Source organism: Pseudoblastomonas aquimaris (assembly GCF_035481675.1).
Lineage (GTDB): Bacteria > Pseudomonadota > Alphaproteobacteria > Sphingomonadales > Sphingomonadaceae > Alteriqipengyuania_B.
This window is the reverse complement of the sequence record NZ_JAYJJW010000001.1, coordinates 893,841-912,039: the sequence shown is the minus strand read 5'-3', so window position 1 is coordinate 912,039 and position 18,199 is coordinate 893,841. Positions and strand designations below refer to the sequence as shown.

Annotated in this window: 18 protein-coding genes; 7 read left to right on the top strand and 11 right to left on the bottom strand. The window is 64.3% G+C overall.

Annotated features, from left to right (window positions below; translation table 11 throughout):
* Positions 1-56: 56 nt before the first annotated feature.
* Complete coding sequence (locus VCJ71_RS04365) at positions 57-1,988, top strand: potassium transporter Kup (protein ID WP_290135423.1); 1,932 nt, start codon at positions 57-59, stop codon at positions 1,986-1,988.
* A gap of 42 nt (positions 1,989-2,030) precedes the next feature.
* Positions 2,031-2,453 carry a hypothetical protein gene (locus tag VCJ71_RS04360; RefSeq protein ID WP_324639402.1) on the top strand — a complete coding sequence of 141 codons (423 nt, stop codon included), beginning with the start codon at positions 2,031-2,033 and terminating at the stop codon, positions 2,451-2,453.
* Here the strand turns inward: VCJ71_RS04360 and VCJ71_RS04355 are convergent.
* The 5 genes from VCJ71_RS04355 to VCJ71_RS04335 all read right to left on the bottom strand — a co-directional run bounded on the left by VCJ71_RS04355 (position 2,443) and on the right by VCJ71_RS04335 (position 7,737).
* Entirely contained in the window at positions 2,443-3,096 is a 654-nt protein-coding gene (locus VCJ71_RS04355) for an inner membrane-spanning protein YciB (protein WP_416379139.1), read from the bottom strand. The two genes, VCJ71_RS04360 and VCJ71_RS04355, sit on opposite strands and share 11 nt — an antisense overlap.
* A complete protein-coding gene (gene ftsY, locus VCJ71_RS04350) occupies positions 3,093-4,028 on the bottom strand; it encodes a signal recognition particle-docking protein FtsY (RefSeq protein ID WP_324639401.1) in 936 nt (311 codons plus the stop codon). The genes VCJ71_RS04355 and ftsY overlap by 4 nt, the downstream gene beginning before the upstream one ends.
* Positions 4,025-5,200, bottom strand: a complete 1,176-nt coding sequence (locus VCJ71_RS04345; RefSeq protein ID WP_324639399.1) for a MiaB/RimO family radical SAM methylthiotransferase — start codon at positions 5,198-5,200, stop codon at positions 4,025-4,027. The genes ftsY and VCJ71_RS04345 overlap by 4 nt, the downstream gene beginning before the upstream one ends.
* Positions 5,197-6,006: a diaminopimelate epimerase gene (gene dapF, locus VCJ71_RS04340; protein WP_324639398.1), complete on the bottom strand. Its 810-nt coding sequence runs from the start codon at positions 6,004-6,006 to the stop codon at positions 5,197-5,199. The genes VCJ71_RS04345 and dapF overlap by 4 nt, the downstream gene beginning before the upstream one ends.
* 75 nt (positions 6,007-6,081) lie before the next feature.
* The gene (locus VCJ71_RS04335) at positions 6,082-7,737 is read right to left on the bottom strand and encodes a putative bifunctional diguanylate cyclase/phosphodiesterase (RefSeq protein ID WP_324639397.1); all 1,656 of its coding nucleotides are present in this window, start codon (positions 7,735-7,737) and stop codon (positions 6,082-6,084) included.
* A gap of 128 nt (positions 7,738-7,865) precedes the next feature.
* On the opposite strand from VCJ71_RS04335, the gene VCJ71_RS04330 reads away from it, so the two are divergent.
* Positions 7,866-8,279 (top strand): EVE domain-containing protein, encoded by a 414-nt coding sequence (locus tag VCJ71_RS04330; RefSeq protein WP_324639395.1) that lies wholly within the window; start codon positions 7,866-7,868, stop codon positions 8,277-8,279.
* A gap of 160 nt (positions 8,280-8,439) precedes the next feature.
* Here the strand turns inward: VCJ71_RS04330 and VCJ71_RS04325 are convergent, their stop codons facing one another.
* Positions 8,440-10,092, bottom strand: coding sequence for a thiamine pyrophosphate-dependent enzyme (locus tag VCJ71_RS04325; protein WP_324639393.1), 1,653 nt, complete (start codon positions 10,090-10,092; stop codon positions 8,440-8,442).
* Between the two features lie 137 nt (positions 10,093-10,229).
* Here VCJ71_RS04325 and VCJ71_RS04320 point away from each other — a divergent pair, with 137 nt between their 5' ends.
* Positions 10,230-10,433 carry a hypothetical protein gene (locus tag VCJ71_RS04320; RefSeq protein ID WP_324639391.1) on the top strand — a complete coding sequence of 68 codons (204 nt, stop codon included), beginning with the start codon at positions 10,230-10,232 and terminating at the stop codon, positions 10,431-10,433.
* On the opposite strand, the gene VCJ71_RS04315 is transcribed toward VCJ71_RS04320, so the two are convergent.
* The gene (locus VCJ71_RS04315; protein WP_324639388.1) at positions 10,421-11,752 is read right to left on the bottom strand and encodes an MFS transporter; all 1,332 of its coding nucleotides are present in this window, start codon (positions 11,750-11,752) and stop codon (positions 10,421-10,423) included. The genes VCJ71_RS04320 and VCJ71_RS04315 overlap by 13 nt on opposite strands.
* Before the next feature lie 113 nt (positions 11,753-11,865).
* On the opposite strand from VCJ71_RS04315, the gene pgsA reads away from it, so the two are divergent.
* Together pgsA and VCJ71_RS04305 are read left to right on the top strand one after the other, a co-directional pair.
* A complete protein-coding gene (gene pgsA, locus VCJ71_RS04310) occupies positions 11,866-12,459 on the top strand; it encodes a CDP-diacylglycerol--glycerol-3-phosphate 3-phosphatidyltransferase (RefSeq protein WP_290135412.1) in 594 nt (197 codons plus the stop codon).
* Between the two features lie 4 nt (positions 12,460-12,463).
* Positions 12,464-13,102: a DUF6151 family protein gene (locus VCJ71_RS04305; protein ID WP_324639385.1), complete on the top strand. Its 639-nt coding sequence runs from the start codon at positions 12,464-12,466 to the stop codon at positions 13,100-13,102.
* Here VCJ71_RS04305 and VCJ71_RS04300 read toward each other — a convergent pair.
* The 3 genes from VCJ71_RS04300 to rnd form a co-directional block, all read right to left on the bottom strand.
* Positions 13,090-13,452: a PilZ domain-containing protein gene (locus tag VCJ71_RS04300; protein ID WP_324639383.1), complete on the bottom strand. Its 363-nt coding sequence runs from the start codon at positions 13,450-13,452 to the stop codon at positions 13,090-13,092. The two genes, VCJ71_RS04305 and VCJ71_RS04300, sit on opposite strands and share 13 nt — an antisense overlap.
* 78 nt (positions 13,453-13,530) lie before the next feature.
* Positions 13,531-14,427 carry a hydrogen peroxide-inducible genes activator gene (locus tag VCJ71_RS04295; protein ID WP_324639382.1) on the bottom strand — a complete coding sequence of 299 codons (897 nt, stop codon included), beginning with the start codon at positions 14,425-14,427 and terminating at the stop codon, positions 13,531-13,533.
* Positions 14,428-14,431: 4 nt separating this feature from the next.
* Positions 14,432-15,622, bottom strand: a complete 1,191-nt coding sequence (gene rnd, locus VCJ71_RS04290) for a ribonuclease D (protein ID WP_324639381.1) — start codon at positions 15,620-15,622, stop codon at positions 14,432-14,434.
* Positions 15,623-15,821: 199 nt separating this feature from the next.
* Here rnd and aspS point away from each other — a divergent pair, with 199 nt between their 5' ends.
* On the top strand, positions 15,822-17,639 hold the full coding sequence (gene aspS, locus VCJ71_RS04285) for an aspartate--tRNA ligase (RefSeq protein WP_324639379.1): 1,818 nt from the start codon (positions 15,822-15,824) through the stop codon (positions 17,637-17,639).
* A gap of 89 nt (positions 17,640-17,728) precedes the next feature.
* On the opposite strand, the gene VCJ71_RS04280 is transcribed toward aspS, so the two are convergent.
* Positions 17,729-17,908, bottom strand: a complete 180-nt coding sequence (locus VCJ71_RS04280) for a hypothetical protein (RefSeq protein WP_324639377.1) — start codon at positions 17,906-17,908, stop codon at positions 17,729-17,731.
* Positions 17,909-18,199: the final 291 nt, after the last annotated feature.

Genomic DNA, 18,199 nt, shown 5'->3' with positions numbered 1-18,199 from the left:
TTGCCGCGCTGCTAGTGCGCGCGCTTTCCGCCATGGAGCGAGGGGCTTAAATCCCGATGAGCGAAGCAGCAGCGCCGCTGCCTGAAACAGGCGGAGCGCACGGCCACCACCGAGACAAGAAAAAGGCCGCGCTGGCAGTCGGCGCGATCGGCGTCGTCTTCGGCGACATCGGCACGAGCCCGCTCTACGCCTTTCGTGAGACCTTTACCGGTGCGCATAGCGGCGGCCTGCTGATCGACCGGCTGCACGTGTTCGGCGTGGTCAGCCTGATCTTCTGGTCGATGCTACTGGTCGTGGCGATCCAGTACGTCACCATCCTGATGCGCGCGGACAACAAGGGGCAGGGGGGCAGCCTTGCGCTCGTCGCGCTGCTGTCACGGCATATCGGGCGCGGTAGTTACGGCTGGCTGGTGGTGGTGCTTGGCGTGTTCGCGACATCGCTGTTTTATGGCGATAGCATGATTACGCCCGCAATCTCGGTCCTATCGGCTGTCGAGGGGCTTACGGTGGTGGACCACCGGCTCGACCCGCTGGTCATCCCTATCGCACTGTTCTTGCTCGTATTTCTCTTCCTGTTGCAGAAGCGCGGCACGGCGAAGGTCGGTGCGTTATTCGCGCCGGTAATGATCGTCTATTTCTGCGTGATCGCGGTGCTGGGGACGATCCAGATCGTCCAGAATCCCGAAATCCTTTTCGCCCTCAATCCCTGGTACGCGGTCCAGTTCTTCATCACCGACAAGTGGATCGCGTTCTTCGCGCTGGGCGCGGTCGTCCTCGCCGTAACCGGTTCGGAGGCGCTATATTCCGACATGGGCCATTTCGGGCGCGGCCCGATGCGCTTGTCGTGGTTCGGCTTCGTCATGCCGTGCCTGCTGCTCAACTATTTCGGGCAAGGCGCGATGATCGAAGGATTGCCCGCTGCCGAAGCGGCCGAGGTCGTGCGCAATCCGTTCTTCCTGTTGGCGCCGGAGAATCTGCGCTTGCCGCTCGTCATCTTGGCGACCTGCGCCACCTTCATCGCCAGCCAGGCGGTGATCTCGGGCGCGTTCTCGATCACGCACCAGGCGATCCAGCTGGGCTTCATGCCGCGCATGAGCATTCGCCACACGTCGGAGGAAGAGGCGGGCCAGATCTACATTCCCGTGATCAACTGGGCTCTGCTGATCGCAGTGATCGTGCTGGTCCTGACTTTCCAGAACTCCTCTGCGCTGGCGAGCGCATACGGTATCGCGGTCACCGGCGCGGTGACCATCGACACGCTGCTGATGGCGGTGTTGCTGGTCGGCGTGTGGAAATGGAAATGGTGGCTGGCAGCGCCGGTCGTGATCCTGTTCCTGATCGTCGACGGGGCCTATTTCGTCGCCAACCTCTTCAAGGTGCCGGACGGCGGCTGGTTCCCGCTGCTGGTGGGCGCGATCGTGTTCACCATGCTCACCACCTGGGCGCGCGGTCGCACCTTGATGCGCAAGAAAATGAGCGAGGTCGGCCTGCCGCTCGACGTGTTCGCGAAAAGCGCGCGGGGCAGCGCCAAGCGCGTTCCTGGCACGGCGATCTTCATGAGCAGCAGCACCAGCGGCGTGCCGTCGGCGCTTCTGCACAACATCAAGCACAACAAGGTACTCCACGACCGGGTGGTGGTGCTGACCGTCGACATCGCCGACGAACCTTACGTCGATGAAGCCTATCGCTGCGAAATCCACGAGCTGGAAGACGGCTTCTTCCGGGTCAGCCTGCATTACGGCTTCATGGAGGAAACCGATGTTCCGCGCGCCCTGACGCGCAAGGAAATGTGCGGCGGCCCGTTCGACATGATGAAGACCAGTTTCTTCCTCAGCCGCCAGACGCTGCTGAGCGCGGAGAACCCCGGCATGGCCGTCTGGCGCGAGAAACTGTTCGCCTGGATGATGCGCAATTCCGCAACGCCGATGGAATTCTTCCGCCTGCCGACCAACCGCGTGGTCGAGCTCGGCAGCCAGATGAAAATCTAGGCGCAGCTAGGTTTTTAACGGATCTGCGGCTATTGAGGCCGCATGATCGCCGCCGCCGAGAGAGCCTGTTTCGTCGCCTTGTGCGCGTTGCTTCTGCCCCCGCTCGGCTACAGCTTCTTTGTTATCCTGACGCTCGGCATAGCCGGACTGGGCCTGCTGCTGGGCCTGAAGACTTTGCTTACGATGATCTACCTGACGGGATTCATCCCGACGGCGGTCACGGCGACGATCTATGTCCTCTTCCTGCGCCGAACGCCGCTTTGGCTGGCCAGCATAATCGTTGCCCTCGTGGGCACGACAGCGGCTTACCTGTGGTGGCACCATGCGCTGGAACAGGCCCTGCGCGCGAATTATGTCACGGCAGCGCTCCTGCTGTCCGCTGCCGGCGCTGTTTCGCTCATTCCCGCGGCAGGGCGTGCCCGCGAGTTGGCGATCGCGCGGCGTTATCGCACGGTCAGCCCGTAGGCGGCTCGTCCTTCACGACATCGTCTTCCTGTCCAACGTCCAGCCCGTGCCGCAACAGCATCGGGATCTGCGTGAAGGTGAACAGGAACGTCAGAGGCAGGAACACCCACAGTTTCGCCGCCAGCCAGTCTTCGAAACTGAGGAAATGGCGCAGGGCCTCGTTCAGCAGCGCCAGCGCGATGAAGAATATGCCCCAGTTGCGCGACAGCTTCAGCCATCCGTCGTCGGAAAGACCCTCGAATGCGGTTTCCAGCGCCCATTTCAGCAGCGCCTTGCCGCGCGCATAGGCCACCAGCAGCGCGACGGCGAAGAAGGCATAGATCGCGGTCGGCTTGATCTGGATCCAGAAGGGATCGCCCAGGAAGATCGTCAGCATGCCGAAGCCCACGATCAGCACGGTCGAGAGCATCAGCATCGGGCTGATCTTGCCGAGGCGGAATTTCGACACAGCGAGCGCGACCAGCGCCGCGACGATGAAAGCGCCGGTCCCGCGCACCACGGCGAAGACTTCGCCCACCGGATCGCTGCCGTCGGGCGCGAAATAGCGGTAGGTGAGGAAGAATACGAGCAGCGGCCCGTAATCGACCGCGACGTTGATCCAGCTGGACCCGGCGGATTGCTTCTTCGTGTCGTCGGCCATCATGCCACCCCTGCAATGACGCGCGCGACCAGGTCCGGATCGAAGGGGCGCAAGTCGTCCATCCCTTCGCCGACGCCGATGGCGTGGATGGGCAGGCCGAACTGCTCGGCCGCCGCAACCAGCACGCCGCCGCGCGCCGTGCCGTCGAGCTTGGTCATGATAAGGCCGGTGACGCCCGCAACCTCGCGGAAAATCTCGATCTGGCCGAGCGCGTTCTGGCCGTTGGTGGCATCGAGCACCAGCACCACGTCGTGCGGCGCTTCCGGGTTCAGCCGGCCGAGGACCTTTCGGATCTTGGCGAGCTCGTCCATCAGCTCGCGCTTGTTCTGCAGCCGCCCGGCAGTATCGACGATCAGCGCGTCGGTCCCGACATCGGTCGCGGCCTTGACCGCGTCGAACACGATGCTGGCCGGATCGCCGCCTTCCGGCCCGCGGATCAGCGGCGCGCCGATGCGGTCGGCCCACACCGCCAGTTGCTCGATGGCGGCGGCACGGAACGTGTCGCCCGCAGCCAGCATGACCTCGTAATCGTCTTCGTAGAAAAGGTGGCCGAGCTTGGCGATCGTGGTCGTCTTGCCGGATCCGTTGACCCCGATCACCAGGATCACCTGCGGGCGGGGGAACGCCGTGACTTCCAGCGGCTTTGCGACAGGGCGCAGGATGGCGGCGATTTCCTCAGCCACGGCTTCCTTCAGCTCGCGCTCCGTGATGGTCGAGCCGAAGCGCTTTTCGGCCAGCTTGGCGCGGATGCGGCCGGCAGCGGACGGGCCGAGGTCGGACACGATCAGCGCGTCCTCCACCTCGTCGAGCGTGGCGTCATCCAGCTTCGTGTTCCCGACCGTGCCGGCGAGGTTGCCGGACAGGCGTTCGGAAGTCTTTTTGAACCCCCCGAAAACGCGGTCGGTCCAGCCGGTATTGTCGGCGGCGTCGCTCATGCAAGCAGTCCTTCGTCGAGGCGGGTGGGGATGATGGTCATGACGGTGCCCGGTACGGCACCTTCCGGCGCGCGGACGCGGGCGAAGTTCGCTGCATGGCCGGTGCCGTCCTTTTCGACAAGCACGGCCAGGGGCTGGCCTACGAGCGAGCCGAGCCATGCCTGGCGAACCTTCGCAGCCGTCTCGCGCAATTCGGCAGCGCGGGCCTTGATGGTCGCACCGTCCACTTGCGGCATCCGGGCGGCAGGCGTCCCGGGGCGGGCGGAGTAGGGAAAGACATGCGCGTGGACGATGTCCAGTTCCTCGATGATCGCGCGGTTCGCCGCGTGGTGCGCGTCGGTCTCGGTCGGGAAGCCGGCAATCAGGTCTGCGCCGATGGCCAGCTCCGGCCGCCGCGCCTTGAGCCGCTCCACCAGCGATACAGCGTCGCTCCGGCCATGCCGCCGCTTCATGCGCTTGAGGATCAAGTCGTGACCGTGCTGCAGCGACAGGTGCAATTGCGGCATGACCCGCGCTTCGCCCGCGATCAGGTCGAACAGCAGCGGGTCGATTTCGATGCCGTCGACGGAGGAGAGGCGCAGGCGGGGAAGGGCGGGATATTCGCCCAGGATAGCTTCTACCAGCACCCCTAGTCCGGGCGCGCCGGGCAAATCCTCGCCCCAGCTGGTCAGGTCTACCCCGGTGAGCACGATCTCCTGCGCGCCGCGCGCCAGGTGCGCGCCGACTTCGCGCAGCACCTGCGCCACGGACAGCGAGCGGCTGGTACCGCGGCCCTGCGGGATGACGCAGAAGGTGCAGGCATGGTCGCAGCCGTTCTGGACGGCGATGAAGGCGCGGGTCTTCGTTGGCGCTGGCGGCGTTTGCGCCGGCGGCAGGTTCCAGCTGCGCGGATCGAGCTTGGCGCTGTTGGCGACGAGCCCGTCCACTTCGTCCATCGCAGCGAAACTTTCGCGCTCGATATCGGCGGCGCAGCCGGTGACAAGCAGCCGCGCATCCGGCTGGGCACGGCGGGCCTTGCGGATCGCTTGGCGCGTCTGGCGCACCGCTTCGCTGGTGACCGCGCAGCTGTTGACGATGACGACTTCGCCCGGCTCGGCGGCGAACATCACGCGGATCCGCTCGCTTTCGGCCAGGTTCAGGCGGCAACCGAGGGTGACGACATGCGCGCTCATGCGTAGTCGCCCGCCTCGAAAGTGCCGCGAAAGCTCTCCGCCGCCGGGCCGGACATCATGATCCGGTCCTCGCCCGTCCACTCGATGTCGAGCGGGCCGCCCGGCAGGCGCACCGTCACGCTGCGCTCCGTAAGGCCGCGCTTCGCCGCTGCGACCGCCGTCGCACAGGCGCCTGTGCCGCATGCGCGGGTGAGACCCGCGCCGCGTTCCCACACGGCAAGGCGGATCGACCGCCGATCCATGACCTGCGCCACGTTGACGTTCACCCGCTCGGGAAAAAGCGGGTCGTTCTCGATCATCGGGCCGAGCCTGCCGAGCTCCACCGCGCCGAGGTAGTCCACGAAGAAGATGACGTGCGGGTTGCCAACGTTGACGGCGACCGGCGCTTCGAGTTCGCCCCAGGCGACAGGCATGGAGGCGGTGTCCATCGCATAGGCAAGCGGGATCTGCGTCCATTCGAACCGCGGGCTGCCCATGTCGATCCGCGCGCCGCGATCGGCCGGGACGGCGTCGATTATGCCGCCCTGGGTCAGGATGCGCGCAGGCTTGCCTTCGCGCAGGGACACGGCGCGCGCCGCGTTCCCGCAGGCTTCCACTTCGCCGCCGTCGCTGTTGAAGATGCGCATGCGGACATCGGCCTCGTCCGTATCCTCCAGCACGATCAGCTGGTCGCAACCGATGCCGGTGCGCCGGTCGGCCAGCGAACTGACCAGCTTCTCGGTCAGCTGCGGCAGCGCCTGCTCGCGCGCATCGAGCACGATGAAATCGTTGCCGAGGCCGTGCATCTTGGTGAAGGAAACCCGCATGTCTGCCGGGCATTAGGGGGCGGGCGCGCCCCAGTAAAGCTGTGGGGAGTATAGCTGGGGCCGGACGGCAGGCTGTCAGCCGGTGCGGCGCGCAGGCTCCGTCTCGGCAGCCCGGGCCGCCTCGTCGGCGGTCAGCGCCTCGAGCTCGGCGGCAGGGACCACGAGATCCTGGCTCGCCAGCCAGTCGCGCGTCGCAGCCGCATCGGCAGGGCGGCCATAATGATAGCCCTGCGCCTTCATCTCGCCCATGCCGCGGAGCAAGCCGAGGATTGCCTCGTTCTCAACGCCTTCCGCGGTGATCGGCAGGTTCAGCCCCTGGCCGAGCTGGACGATGGATTCGACGATGGTGGCGGCGTTCTCGTCGCCGTCGACGCCGCTCACGAAACTGCGGTCGATCTTGATCCGGTCGAACGGCAGGCTGCGCAATTGCGACAGGCTGGAATAGCCGGTGCCGAAATCGTCGAGGCTGATCTTTACGCCCTGGTTTTTGAGGCTGGCGATGACCGTGCGGACGACTTCCAGATTTTCGTGGAGGCAGCTTTCGGTAATCTCCACCTCCAGCCGCTGCGGCGGGAAATGCGCGGCGTGGAGGCGCTGGAGCAGCTTTTGCGCGAACCACGGATCGCGCAGCTGGACCGGCGAGACGTTGATCGACAGCGTCAGGTGCTCGCTCCACCCGGCAGCGTCGGCCAGCGCCTGCTCCACCAGACGGTCGGACATTTCCGAAATGATGCCCATTTCTTCCGCGATGGGGATGAAGATGTCGGGCCCGACGAGGCCCATGTCGGGCGATTCCCACCGGGCGAGCATCTCGAAACCGATGAGGTCGCCTGTGGCGAGATCGATCTGCCTTTCGTAATACGGCTTGAAGTGGCCCTCGCGCACGCCGTTGCGGATGCCGACTTCCAGCTCGTTGCGGAAGCGCAGTTCGTTTTCCATCGCCGGTTCGAACCAAGCGAATTGGGCCCGGCCGGCCTTCTTGGCCTGGTACATGGCTATATCGGCGCGGTGGACGAGGGCCTGCGACAGGCATTCGTCGAGCGATGCCCCTTCGAGGCCGTCGCTTGCGGCGATCCCGATCGAGGTGCTGATGTCGATTTCCAGCCCGTCGATCACCACCGGCGCGGATATGGCCTTGAGCAATGCCGCGGCGTGCCGATCAACCGCCTCGCGGCTGCGCGCGTCGAAACGCATGAAACAGGCGAATTCGTCCCCGCCGAGGCGGGCGACGAGCGCATCGGCCGGCATGACGCCGCGGATGCGGCGGGCGAGTTCGACAAGCACCTGGTCGCCGACCTTGTGCCCGTTCAGGTCGTTGATGGCCTTGAAATGGTCGAGGTCGAGCATCATCGCCGCAACCAATCGTCGCTCGCCCGCAGCCGCCTGTAGCAGTGCGGCACCGGCGGCGGAAAGGCTGCGGCGATTGAGGCAACCGGTCAGCGGATCGGTCTCTGCGAGGCGGCGGGCGAGCGCTTCGGCCTCGCGGCGCTGCTCGATCTCTGCGGTCAATTCGCGGTAGCGGCGCCACACGAGGATAATCAGCGCCACGTTCAGGATCACGGCGTTGAGCAGCAGCGGATCGGGGGCGGGGGCCTGGCCGAGAACGTTCTTCACGGTCTGCGCCAGCACCTGTCCGGCGGTGCCGACGAACAGGATGATGGCCGCAATGGCGATGCCAAAGGTGATGAAATCGCGCTTATCACCCTGTTCCGGCTTGGCGGAACGGGCCATGGCGTCATCCGTAGTCGGTTGAGAACCGCTCAATCGTACCCCCTTGCACGTGTCCGCAGGATATCGCGCAAGGAATTGAAATTCTGGTTAACACGAGCTTTCCGCCCGCCCGGGCGTGAGGAGATATGATGGCGAAACGCTACTGGCTGCTGAAATCCGAACCGTTCAAGTACAGCTGGGACGATCTTGTCGCGGAAAAGGAAGGCACGTGGGACGGCGTTCGCAACCACCGCGCGAAGAACAACCTGGCTGCGATGGAAGTAGGGGACCAGGCGTTCTTCTACCATTCGCGCGAAGGGCTGGAGATCGTCGGCATCTGCGAGGTGAGCGTGGCCGGCATCACCGATCCGACGGACGAGACCGGCAAGTGGGCCGCCGTGAAGGTGAAGCCGAAAACGAAGCTGCCGAGCCCGGTCACGCTGAAGCAGATCAAGGCCGAACCCGCGCTGGAGGATTGCGAACTGGTGCGCCAGTCCCGCCTGTCTGTGGCGGAGATCAAGCCGGAGGAATGGTCCGTGATCATGTCGCTGGCCGGCGTGTAATTTGCGACGAACCGAATGCGCGCGCGGAAACCAACGGTCAGGGTGCGCGTTGATCGATTGAAACCGTTAGACGCGTCCGGCGATACCGCTTCTGCCGACCGTTCGGTTTCAACGGAAAGAGCCGCTCCTTTCGGGAGGCGGCTCTTTCTTTTTGTGCGCGCTACTTGCTGCGCAGCCCGCTGACCGTTGCGCCGGATGCGGCGATATACTCGATATCGGTGACGGCATGGATGAGGCGCAGGCCGGTGTGTCCACGCGCTTCTTCCAGCGCGGCCAGCATTTCCTCGGTGGTTTCCACGCGGGCCGACCATGCGCCGAAGGACTTGCCGAAAGCCGCGAAATCGGGATTGGCGAGAGTGGTGGCCGAAATGCGGCCGGGATGCTCGCGCTCCTGATGCATGCGGATCGTGCCGTAGGCTGAATTGTCGACCACGATGACGGTGAGGTCGAGGCCGTATTGCGCGGCGGTCGCCAGTTCCTGCCCGTTCATCAGGAAGTCGCCGTCACCCGCCACCGCGACGACCTGCCGGTCCGGGAAACGGCGCGCGGCGGCAACCGCTGCGGGCACGCCGTAGCCCATCGCGCCGCAGGTGGGGGCCAACTGGGAAGGGTGCGCTCGATAGCGCCAGAAGCGATGCCACCAGCCGGCGAAATTGCCCGCGCCGTTGCAGACGATCGTATCTTCCGGCCAATGCTCCACCATCGCACCCACCGCCATGCCGAGATCGAGCTTTGCTTCGCCCGGCTGCGGTGTCGCCCATTCCGACCATTCGCGATTGGCCTGCGCGCCGGCATCGAAGGACAGGATGTCGTCATCCCACAGCGCCGCGGTTTCGGCGAACTCGGCCGTGTCGCAGCACAGGGCGAGATCGGCGCGATAGACGCTGTCGAGCTCTTCCGGATCGGGGTGGACGTGGATCAGGATCTGGCCGGGATGGTCGGGCGTGACGACGGTGTAACCGTCGGTCGTCGCTTCGCCCAGCCGGGCACCGACCACGAGGAGGAGGTCGGCGTTCTTCACGCGTTCGACCAGCTTGGGATTGGGGCCGTAGCCGAGTGCGCCTGCATAGACCGCGCTGCTGGCCGGGATCGCGTCCTGCCGGCGGAAGGCGGTGGCGGCCGGCAGGCCGATCCGTTCAGCGAACTGGGTGAAATATTCGCGAGTTCGCGCGTTCCACCCTGCGCCGCCGACGATCGCAACGGGGGAGGCCGCATCGCCGATCATCGCCATCACCGCACCCATCGCGTCGGGACAGGCGGCCTGTGCGGGGCGGGTGACCATCGGCCGCGGCGCGCCGGAGACCTCTTCCACCAGCATGTCTTCCGGCACGGCGAGGACCACCGGGCCGGGGCGACCGTTCATGGCCGTGGCATAGGCCCGGGCGATATATTCGGGCACGCGGGCGGGATCGTCGATCCGCGCGGCCCATTTGCAGATGGGGCCGAAAAAGGCGGGAAAGTCGATCTCTTGGAAACCTTCGCGGTCGCGCATGGGGCGGCCGACATCGCCGACGAACAGGACCATCGGCTGCGAATCCTGCATCGCGACATGCACGCCGATGCTGGCGTTGGTCGCGCCCGGACCGCGGGTGGCAAAGCAGATGCCGGGGCGACCCGTCATCGCTCCGTCCGCGCAGGCCATGAACGCTGCCCCGCCTTCCTGCCGGCAGGTAATGACGTCGATCGCGTCGCGGTCGTGCAGCGCGTCGAGCACGGCGAGGAAGCTTTCGCCCGGCACGGTGAAAATGCGGTCGCAGCCCTGTTCGATCAGGCTGTCGACGAGGAGGGCGGCCGCGGTCTGGTTTTCGCTCATGCCAGCGCCCTAGCGCCGCCCCTTCGCAACGGCAATCCGACATCTTCAGCGTGAACGATCAGCCTTAATGTCCCGTCCTGCGACGGTGGATTTCCTGCCGTGGCCATTATCGTAAAGAAGGCGTTAACACCTTCGCTATGAGACGCTCACTCACCCTAACCACCGAAGCCGCCCGCCACCCGTTCCGCGCCAGCCTGCCGCCGCATGTCTTCGCTTGCAGCGGCGAGGAGGCAGAGCCCGTGCCGAGCCGCATGCCCTGGCGGATCGAAGCGGAAGACATCCGCCATTTCATGATGGCCTATTGCGCCTGCCTGTTCGGCGTATCCGCCTATATCGCCTGACCGGCAGGCCGGGCAGCGCGCTCGGCCACCAGCAGCCGATAGCCGAGCCAGATCGAAACGAGACACATTGCGCTCGACAGCAGGACCTGCTCGGCCAGCGGAACGCCGATCGTGCTCAGGGCAAACGCCAGCAGCGATCCGACGACCATCGCACCGGAATTGACGATGTTGTTCGCCGCGACCGTCCGGCTGGTGACATTCGCGGGCACGCGCGTGGTGAGGAACGCGTAGAGCGGCACCACGAACATCCCGCCGAAGATCGCGATCAGCAGCAGGCTCCCCAACACCACCCACGCCAGCGGGTAGGAGAGGAAGGTGGATACATCCATCAGTTCCTGGCTGCGCAGCCCGGCATTCCACGCCCGGCACACGAAGTAGAACACGGCCACCATCGCGCCCATCGCGGCGACCGACGCCGGCGCGTAGCGGGCGGAAACCTCGCCTTTCAGGAGCATGTTTACCGCGACTGAGCCGATCGCCACGCCGATGGAGAAGAAAACGAGGAACAGGCTCGCCACCTTCGGATCGGCCATCAGGACGTTCTTCGCCAGCGGGGGGAACTGGATGAACAGCACGCTGCCGATGGTCCAGAAGAAGCTGATGGCGAGGATGGCGAACCACACCTCGCGGTTGTGGACGGTGTCGCGCACCAGTCGCCATGAGGAGGTAAAGGGATTGAAGTCGATCGTTTCCTGCGTGCCCATGGGCGGGGCGGTGGGCACCTGGCGCGACACGGCATAACCGATCAGCGCGAAGGCGATGATGGCGAAGGCCGCGATTTCGATCGATTCCGACAGCAGGCCGGCAAGGATGACGCCGCCCATGATGGCGATATAGGTCCCGGCCTCGACCAGGCCTGTGCCCGCCAGCACTTCCTCCGGCTTCAGGTGCTGGGGCAGGATCGCGTACTTGATCGGCCCGAAGAATGCCGATTGCACCCCGGTGCCGAACAGGGTCGCGAGCAGCAGCGGGATCGCCACCGTGTCCACCGCAATACCGCGCCAGGCCAGGAACAGGCCGACCGCGCCCACCGACATCAGCAGGATCTCGGCAAACTTGATCCGCCGGATCAGCCGCGCCTTGTCGCGCAGGTCGGCGAGCTGGCCGGCAAGGGCGGACAACAGGAAGAAGGGCAGGATGAACAGGCCCGAGGCGAGGCTGGAGAACATCGTCTCCGTCTCCGCCGAATTATAGACGGTGTAGACGACGAAGAGGACCATCGTCGTCTTGTAGACATTGTCGTTGAAGGCGTTGAACAGCTGGGTGACAAACAGCGGCAGGAAACGCCGTGCGCGCAAGAGTTCGGTTGTGGTCGACATGCGCGCCCTTGGTAGCCCCTGAAGTGTGCGGGACCGTAGCGGCAAGATGACGCGGGACAAGTGATTACTCGCGGCTTTTGCCCGGCGGTCTGGCGCGCTAGGGGTGGCAGCCGATGCTGTCCCTGCCGAACATCCTCACCATGAGCCGCATCTTTGCGGTGCCGTTTCTCGTCGCGCTGCTGTGGTGGCCGGGGTGGGAGCTGGGTTACCTGCTCGCCTTCGGTCTCTACAGCCTGATGGGCATCACGGATTACTTCGACGGGATGCTGGCGCGCTCGAGCGGCACGGTCAGCAAGCTGGGTGCCTTCCTCGATCCCATCGCCGACAAGATCATGGTTGCCGCCGTCATCCTGGTGCTGACGGCGCAAGGCTGGCTGCGCGGGCCGCTGGTGGGCGACTTCCACGTCATCGCCGGGCTGGTCATCCTGATCCGCGAAATCGCGGTAAGCGGCCTGCGCGAATTCCTCGGCGGCATACAGGTTTCGGTCCCGGTCAGTCGCCTCGCCAAGTGGAAGACGACCTTCCAGATGCTATCGCTCGGCTCGCTGATACTTGCAGGCGGCTTGCCGCGCTGGATGATGACGCTGGGCGAATTCACTTTCAACGTGCCGCACATGGTCGGGCTCTGGAGCCTGTGGGCCGCAGCAATCCTTACGGTCATCACCGGCTGGGATTACCTGCGGGTCGGCCTCAAGCACATGGACTGAACTTATGGCCGGCGACCTGATCCTCGAATGCGATTGCGGTGCGGTCGGCGGAACGCTGTCCGCCGAAGCGGCGGCGGAGGGAAGCTGGCTCGTGTGCCATTGCCGCGATTGCCAGGCATTCGTGCATCACCTCGACAAGGGCGATGACGTGCTGGACGATCATGCGGGAACGCCGTTGGTGCAGACCCGCGCCTTCGGCCTGCAAATCGGGAAGGGCGAGGAAAGCCTCGCCAGTGTCCGCGTGACGGACGGCAAGCTGCTGCGCTGGTATTGCCGCGAGTGCCGTACCCCGATCGCCAACACGATGATGGACGGCAAGTGGCCGTTCCTCTCGCTGATCGCCTATCCGTTGAAAGGCAAGAAGCCCGCTGCGGCCGATGGCCCGGTGCATGTGTTCACGGAGAGCGGTTGCGGGGACACGTCGGGATTGAAAACAGGCGGCGCGCTGAAGATGGTCGCGCGGGCATTCGGCCGGATCCTGCGCGACAAATGGCAGCGAAAGGGCCGAACGGGGGCGTTTTTCGATGCGGAGGGCCGGCCGATCGCGCGGCCACACCTGCTCACCGGAGAAGAACGGAAACTGGCCGACTCGCGCGCACGCGGGTTCTGCGAAAGCCGGGCGGCTTCCGGTCAGCCCATGTAGCCTGAACCGGTCTTGCGGGTTTCGACCAGCGGGATGCCGAAGCGGTCGCGCGGATCGTTGCGGTCGAACACTTCGTCCTCGTCGTATCCGAAGGTTTCGACCACCTTGGTATGCAGCGGCATTTCGAACTTGATTCCGGCATTCTTGCCGATCCGCCAAACGATATGGCCGGGCATCTCGACGCCTTCCTTCAGCGTCACGATCAGCGGTGCGCCTTCCTCGGCTTCGGTGTCCGACAATTCGATCATGCAACCGCCGCTCGACAAGTTGTAGAGCGCGGCACTGCCGCTTTGATTTTCGGTCTCGAAATGGACCGTGTGATCGGTCGTGAAGCGATTGTACGAACGCATGTGCCCTTAGCCCCTGTGCTACCCCACGCTCCGGAATAGCAGGATCGGGGCTGACAAAAGGTTAATGCACAGGTGTGCTTACCCCGCGCGTAACTCTTCGGCCAGCAGGCGGAAATCGTCCTCGCGCGGCGAGTTCTTGCGCCAGACGAGGGCGATATGGCGCACTGCGCCGTCGCCTTCCAGCGGACGGGCAACTACGCTGGTTTCGTGCAGGATACCGGCATCGATGGCCATTTCGGGCAGCATCGTGACGCCGAGCCCATTGTCGACCATCTGCACCAGCGTGTGCAGGCTGGTGCCGATCATCGTTGCGCTGGCGCGCAGTTCGGGGCGGTTGCAGGCGGCAAGGGCATGGTCCTTCAGGCAGTGCCCGTCTTCCAGCAGCAGCAGCGTGCCTTCCTCGATGATCGCGGGATCGACCTCGTCTGGCAGATTGCCCGGCTGGCCTTCGGGAAAGGCGGCGAACAGGCGGTCGTCCTCGATCTCCTCGTATGCCGCCTCGCCGATTGGGTAGGGCAGGGCCAGCAGCACGCAATCCGCGCGCCCGTGCTGGAGCGATTCCATTGCCGCGGCACTCGGTTCCTCGCGCAGGAACAGCTTGAGGCCGGGCCGTTCCTTCTTGAGGCGCGGCAGCAGGCGCGGAAGCACAAAGGGCGCGATGGTGGGGATCACGCTGAGGCGCATTTCGCCCGACAGCGGCGCGCCGGCGGCCTGAACCAGATCGGACAATTCCTCGGCCTCGCGCAGCACGCGGTGCGCTTTTGCGACCACCGCATTGCCAAGACCGGTGAAACGGACCACCCGCCGGCTGCGCTCCACCAGCGTCACGCCGAGAAGCGATTCCAGTTCGCGAATACCTGCCGAGAGTGTCGACTGCGACACGAACACCGCTTCCGCCGCGCGGCCGAAGTGGCCGTGTTCATGCAGCGCGACGAGATACTGCAGCTGCTTGAGGGTGGGCAGGTAGGTGGACATCGGATCAGGCGGTCGCGGCCTCTTCCGCTTCGCCGTTGATCCGGGTCATCTTGAGGCGGCCCTTTTCCACCGCGAAGGCCATGCGTCCTTCGACCAGCTCCAGCGCATCCTTGCCGAACACTTCATAGCGCCAGCCTTCGAGGATCGGCAGGTCCCGCTCGCCGGAAGCGAGCGCCTCCATCTCGTCGGAACGGGTGAGGAGGCGGCTGGCAACGTCGATTTCCCGGCTGCGGATCTTCAGCAGCAGCTTGAGGAGATCGCCGACAAGCTTACCCTCCTTGCCCAGCGGGCGGCCCGAAGAACGCTTCTCCGGCATTTCATCGCCCGGTAGCGGTTCGGCATTCGACAGGACCTTCATCATCCGCCGGCCGATGTCGTTCTCGCGCCAGGCGTTGGAGAGGCCGCGAACCTTCGCAAGGTCGGCTTGCTTCTTGGGCGGATGGCTGGCGATATCGGCCAGCGTCTCGTCGCGCATGATCCGGCCGCGGGGGATGTCCTTGTCTTGCGCCTCCCGCTCCCGCCAGGCGGCGAGCGCCTTCAGCCGCCCGAGGACGGTCGCGTTCCGGCTGGGCGCGCGAATGCGGCGCCAGACCTCGCCGGGATCGTTGCGATAGTTTTCCGCATCGGCCAGCTTGTCCATTTCCGCATTCAGCCAGCGGCCGCGGTCGGTCTTGATCAGCTTTTTCAGCATCTTCGGGAAAATCTTCGCGAGGTGCGTAACGTCGCCGATGGCGTATTCGATCTGCCGGTCGGTCAGCGGGCGGCGGCTCCAGTCGGTGAAGCGGGCGCCCTTGTCGATGGTGAGGCCGAGCCAGCTTTCGACCAGGTTAGCATACCCAATCTGCTCGTTCTGGCTGATAGCCATCATCGCGATCTGGGTGTCGAAGATGGGATGCGGGGTCTTGCCGGTGAAATTATAGACGATCTCCACGTCCTGCCCGCCGGCATGGAAGACCTTCAGGACATCCTCGTTATCGGTGAGCAAGTCCCACAGGGATTTAAGGTCGATGCCGTCTGCAAGCGGGTCGATCGCCGCAGCCTCTTCCTCGTTGCCGATCTGGACCAGGCAGAGGAGGGGGTAATAGGTATTCTCGCGCATGAATTCCGTGTCGACGGCGACAAAGTCGGACTTGGCGAGGCGCTGGCAGAGATCGGCGAGGGTTTCGGTATCGGTAATCAGGTCGTGGATTTTCATCGGTCTTTTCTCTGGTCGGGCGGTATGCCGCCCATCGGCCCTTGCTCCCCGTGTCGGGGGGATCGCAGGCCAGTCTGGCGCGCCCGAGCTTGACAAAAGCCGGGGCTTGCCCTGTTAGCGCGCGCGTTCCGCTGGTAGGGAGCGCCCATCACGCGGCCGCGCCCTTAGCGCCTTAATCCCCGAATTGGAAAGTTCACAGATGCACGCCTATCGTACCCACAACTGCGCACAGCTGACCAAGAGCGATGTCGGCCAAACCGTCCGCCTGTCGGGCTGGGTGCATAACAAGCGCGACCATGGCGGCGTGTTGTTCGTCGACTTGCGTGACCATTACGGCATCACGCAGATCGTGGCGGACAGCGATAGCGACGCGCTGCCCGTGCTGGAACGGCTCAAGCTGGAATCGGTCGTCACGATCGACGGCGAGGTGAAGGCGCGCGATGCCGCGGCGGTGAACGCCAACCTGCCGACGGGCGAAATCGAAGTTTTCGCTCGCAGCATCGAAGTGCAGAGCCGGGCGGAGGAACTGCCGCTGATCGTGAACCAGGCGGAAGATTATCCGGAAGAAACGCGCCTAAAGTACCGCTTCGTCGACCTGCGGCGCGAGCGCGTCCACAACAACATCATGCTGCGCAACCGGGTCATCACCAGCCTGCGCCAGCGGATGATCGCGCAGGGGTTCAGCGAATTCCAGACGCCAATCCTGGGCGCTTCCAGCCCCGAAGGCGCGCGCGACTACCTCGTGCCCAGCCGCCTGCATCCCGGCACTTTCTATGCGCTGCCGCAGGCCCCGCAAATGTTCAAGCAACTGCTGATGGTCGCCGGTTTCGACCGCTATTTCCAGATCGCACCGTGTTTCCGCGACGAGGACCTTCGCGCCGACCGTTCGCCGGAATTCTACCAGCTCGACTTCGAAATGAGCTTCGTGACGCAGGAAGACGTCTTCCAGGCGATCGAACCGGTCCTTGCCGGCGTTTTCGAGGAATTCTCGGGCGGCAAGAGCGTGACCCCGGCGGGTGAATTTCCGCGCATCCCCTATGCCGAGGCGATGCTGAAATACGGCACCGACAAGCCGGACCTCAGGAACCCGCTAATCATCAGCGACGTGACCGAACATTTCACCACTTCGGGCTTCGGCCTGTTCGAAAAGATCGTCGGCAGCGGCGGCCGCGTGCGCGTGATCCCGGCGCCGGCCACGCACGAAAAGAGCCGCAAGTTCTTCGACGACATGAACGATTGGGCGCGCAAGGAAGGCTTCGCCGGCCTCGGCTATGTCACCCGCAAGGGCGGCGAATTCGGCGGGCCCATCGCGAAGAACCACGGTACGGAAGGCATGGAAAAGCTCTATGCCGAACTCGGCCTTGGTGAGAACGACGGCCTGTTCTTCGCCGCGGGCAAGGAAAAGGACGCAGCAAAGCTCGCCGGTGCCGCACGCACTCGCGTGGGCGAGGAACTGGGGTTGATCGAGGAAGGCTGCTTCAAGTTCTGCTGGATCGTCGATTTCCCGATGTTCGAGTACGACGAGGAACTGAAGCGCGTCGATTTCAGCCACAACCCGTTCTCCATGCCGCAGGGCGAGATGGACGCGCTGGAGAACAAGGATCCGCTCGATATCCTAGCCTGGCAGTACGACATCGTCTGCAACGGCTACGAGCTGTCGAGCGGGGCGATCCGGAACCACAAGCCGGAAATCATGTACAAGGCCTTCGAAATCGCCGGCTACGACAAGGCAACCGTGGATGCCGAGTTTTCCGGCATGATCGAGGCGTTCAAGCTGGGCGCCCCGCCGCACGGCGGCTCGGCCCCCGGTATCGACCGCATCGTGATGTTGCTCGCCGACGAGCCGAACATCCGCGAAGTCATTGCCTTCCCGCTCAACCAGCGGGCGCAGGACCTGATGATGGGCGCACCGAGCCCGGTCAGCGCGGGCCAGCTGCGCGACGTCCACATTCGCACGATGGACGTGCCGAAGGGCGATACAGGGCAAGGCCAGCGCGTGGACCGCGCGGGCGACTGATAAAAATGGCGGCCCGGCACGAAGGTGCCGGGCCGATAGTGAGCGAATCTTTCTCCCCGCGATTAAGGCAAAACGGAGAGCAGATTTGATTACGTGCAGGTGACAGTCTTTTTGACGAGCTGGCCATCGTCATTGTATTCGTAGGTCGTCGTGCAGTCGTCGGTGCTCGTTGCAGTCACGTAACGAATAGCTGCTTCGATGACCGGTCCCACGAACGGGATTAGATTTCCGCCGCCGACCGAATCGATTTCTTTGTCAGAGAGTTGCATTTTCAGTTTCCTTTCAAATAGCTGATCAGGTGCAAGTGGTGACTTCGCGAACCAACTGACCCTTGTCGTTGTATTCGTAGGTCGTGACGCAATCGTCGGTCGACGTCTTCGTGAAATATTCAATAAGCGCCGAAAGCGGATCTCCTCCAGCAACCTGATCCATTTCTGTGTGACTAAGATTTTTCACTGATCTTCTCCTGTTGTGTCGATCGATTTCGACGGGAGAATTCATCAACGATTTACTTCGGTGTGTAAATTATTCTGAATGTGCTAATAGGATGGTGCTAGCCA